The organism is Rhizobacter sp. P3_B12 (assembly GCF_056402895.1).
The window spans coordinates 1-2613 of sequence record NZ_JBFUGN010000876.1 but is presented as its reverse complement, the minus strand read 5'-3'; the positions used below and the strand labels follow the sequence as shown (position 1 = coordinate 2613).

Here is a 2613-nt window from a genome sequence, read left to right as displayed (position 1 = left end):
GGATCACCCAGTAAGTTACTTCCTTCCCAAGGATCTCAGAAACCCTCTTCTCACGAAGCTCATACGCAGCGCCAAATTGAACCCAATGAGATAATTTCGGAAATGATTTTGGAACGGAGAATGAAAGAACGTCAGATGAGATACAAATGAAATCGCTTCCCAATGGACATCGATGCAGGTCATACCGCAGATCCAGCATGCGCACCTCACGTTCCTCTATGGAAAATACCGCCCCCTGTCCGCCAAATATATTCACATACTCCATTTTTTCCCCCTCGACCGCGACGGCCTCAGAAGCGAAAAAGGCAACCAAGAAACTTAATAGAAATTTCGTTACTCGCATACACACGCATCATCCATGAATTGATTCGCCCACCAATCTGCGTCTTTCTCTATCTTTGCCGTATAGGCATTATCTGAGAAGGCAGAGCCTCCGCCATAAGGATTGACAAGCTTGTTATTTGCGGGCATCAGATGCCGGAACTCATGCGCAAATGTCAGATGAGTCCCCGGGAAGCCTGAGCTAGGGGGATCAAAATACAGCTTACCAAAAATGGATGACTGCGATCCATATTTTGTAGTGGCGTAATTCTCCTTAGCGCGCCGAAGTGGATCATCTATATTCGGATCGATATATATTCTCCACTGATCAAATCTCCTCAGCATCGCACCACCATCCCCTTTACATATCTGAGTTATCTTAGCCCTCATCCAATTATTCGCCTCGAGCAAATCCTTGTATTTTTTTGCCCAAGCAACACCATCTTCGAAGGACTCGGGTCGACCAAATATCTGAGCCAATCCATTTGGGTCGATATATGAAATAGGCATGGACGAGACATAACCATAGGTATTAATTCCGCCAGCCAACCCAATCGGATCACTCTGGGGATAGCCTCCACGGAAGCTGTCATAGTATCGGAAGTAGTTGTACCAGAGCCCGCTCTCCGCATCCACATACTGCCCCGGGAAGCGCAGGTTCTGTGTAAAGCTTCCGAGACCATCTGGATTCGTCTCAGCCGCCGTCGTGCCGAACGGCTCGGCCAGCCAGCGCCAGCGCTTGGCGCCGTTCTGATCCACCACGATGCGCGGYGCGTTCAGGTGATCGGCGTGGATATAGAACACCAGCGGCGCAGCATTCGGACTGCTCGCGTTCGCCGGGTCCGGCATGAACATCGCCACCGGGATRTTGTCCAGCCACACGTATTCGCGCAGCGCCTTGCCGGTCTGGTCGTATTCGCCCAGCAACTGTCCTTCGAGGTCGTACACGAAGATCACCACCTCGCCCGTGCTCGTCACCTTGCGGATGCGGCGGCGCTCGGCGTCGTAGTCGTAGCTGCCGGTCACCCCCGCCTTGGTGATGCTCGCGATCGAGCCGTTCAGGCCGTAGGTTGCCGTGTAGTTCGTGCYGTCGCTGGTCGTGTTACCGGCGTTGTCGTAGCCGAAGCTGCGGGCCGGGTTCGTGATGCTCGTGAGCCGGTTGCTCGTCGCTTCGGTCGTGTAGGTGCTCGGGCTGCCGTTCAGGCTCACGCTCGTGCGGTTGCCGTTCGGGTCGTAGGCGATCGACCAGCTCGATGCCGACGTGATGATGCTGGTCAGCCGGCTGTTCTCGTCGTACGCGAAGCCCTGGTTCAGCGCCGGCTGCGGCGTGCCGTCGCTCGCCAGCAGATGCGTGAAGCCGGTGATGCGATCAGCGGCGTCGTAGCTCACGTCGCGCAGCACGTTGCCCAGCGGGTAGCGCACGATGCGGCCGTTCAGGTCGAACTGCCTCGTGTGATTCACCAGGCCGCTGGCCATGTGCCAGTCCCAGCCGCTCACCGGGCCGAAGGGTTCCCACTTCACGTTGCTGATCAGCGGGACGGGCGTGCTGCCTGCGTTCGCTGAGAGGCTCATGCCGATGAGCTCGCCGACATCGCGTGTGATCACCAGCACCCGGCCCGACGGGTAGGTGATCGTCATCAGGTCGCCGTGCGAGTAGGCGTACTTCACCGTCGTCACGACTGGCACCGTGTTCGCACCCGCCTTGGCGTTCACCGACTGCACGGACTCCGTGATCCGTCCCCGTGGGTCGTACTTGACGCGGGCGAAGCCGCTCGGATGGTCGGTGCGGCTCAGGCGGCCGATGCTATACGTGTAGTCGGGCCCGGTGAGGTCCCAGCTCCACGTGATGGTTTGGTTCGGCTGGCCGCTCTGCGTGTAGACGACGCTGGTCAGCCGCCCTTCGAGGTCGTAGGTGTAGGTCTCGGTGACGCCGCGGCTGTCGGTGCGGGTTTTCAGGCGCCGCGCTGCGTCGTAGGTGATGTTCGTGATGCCGGTATCCGGGCTGATCAACTGCGTCGCATCGCCGAAGCCGTTGCGCGGGTATTGCGTGATCAGGCTGCGCGGGTCGGTGACCTTTGTCGGTCTTCCTCCTCCGTCGTATTCGACCGCGGTCTTGCCGTTCTTCGGATCGGTCAGCTCGTTCACGCGGTACTGCGCGTCGTAGCTCGCCTTGTTCTGCAGGTTCAGGCTGCTCGGGGCCTTGGTCACCTTGGTGGGATTGCCCTCGGCGTCGTACTCATAGGTCGTTATCGGCGTTGGCGACACCGGCGGGGGCGGCACCTGGGCCATCGC

Annotated in this window: 2 protein-coding genes; both read right to left on the bottom strand. The window is 58.6% G+C overall.

Annotated features, from left to right (window positions below):
- Positions 1–343, bottom strand: a 343-nt coding sequence (locus AC1D01_RS29410) for a hypothetical protein (protein WP_477872727.1), incomplete at its 3' end; no start/stop codon positions are given.
- A partial coding sequence (locus AC1D01_RS29405) for an RHS repeat domain-containing protein (protein WP_477872725.1) occupies positions 334–2613 on the bottom strand: 2280 nt, incomplete at its 5' end. The genes AC1D01_RS29405 and AC1D01_RS29410, both read right to left, overlap by 10 nt.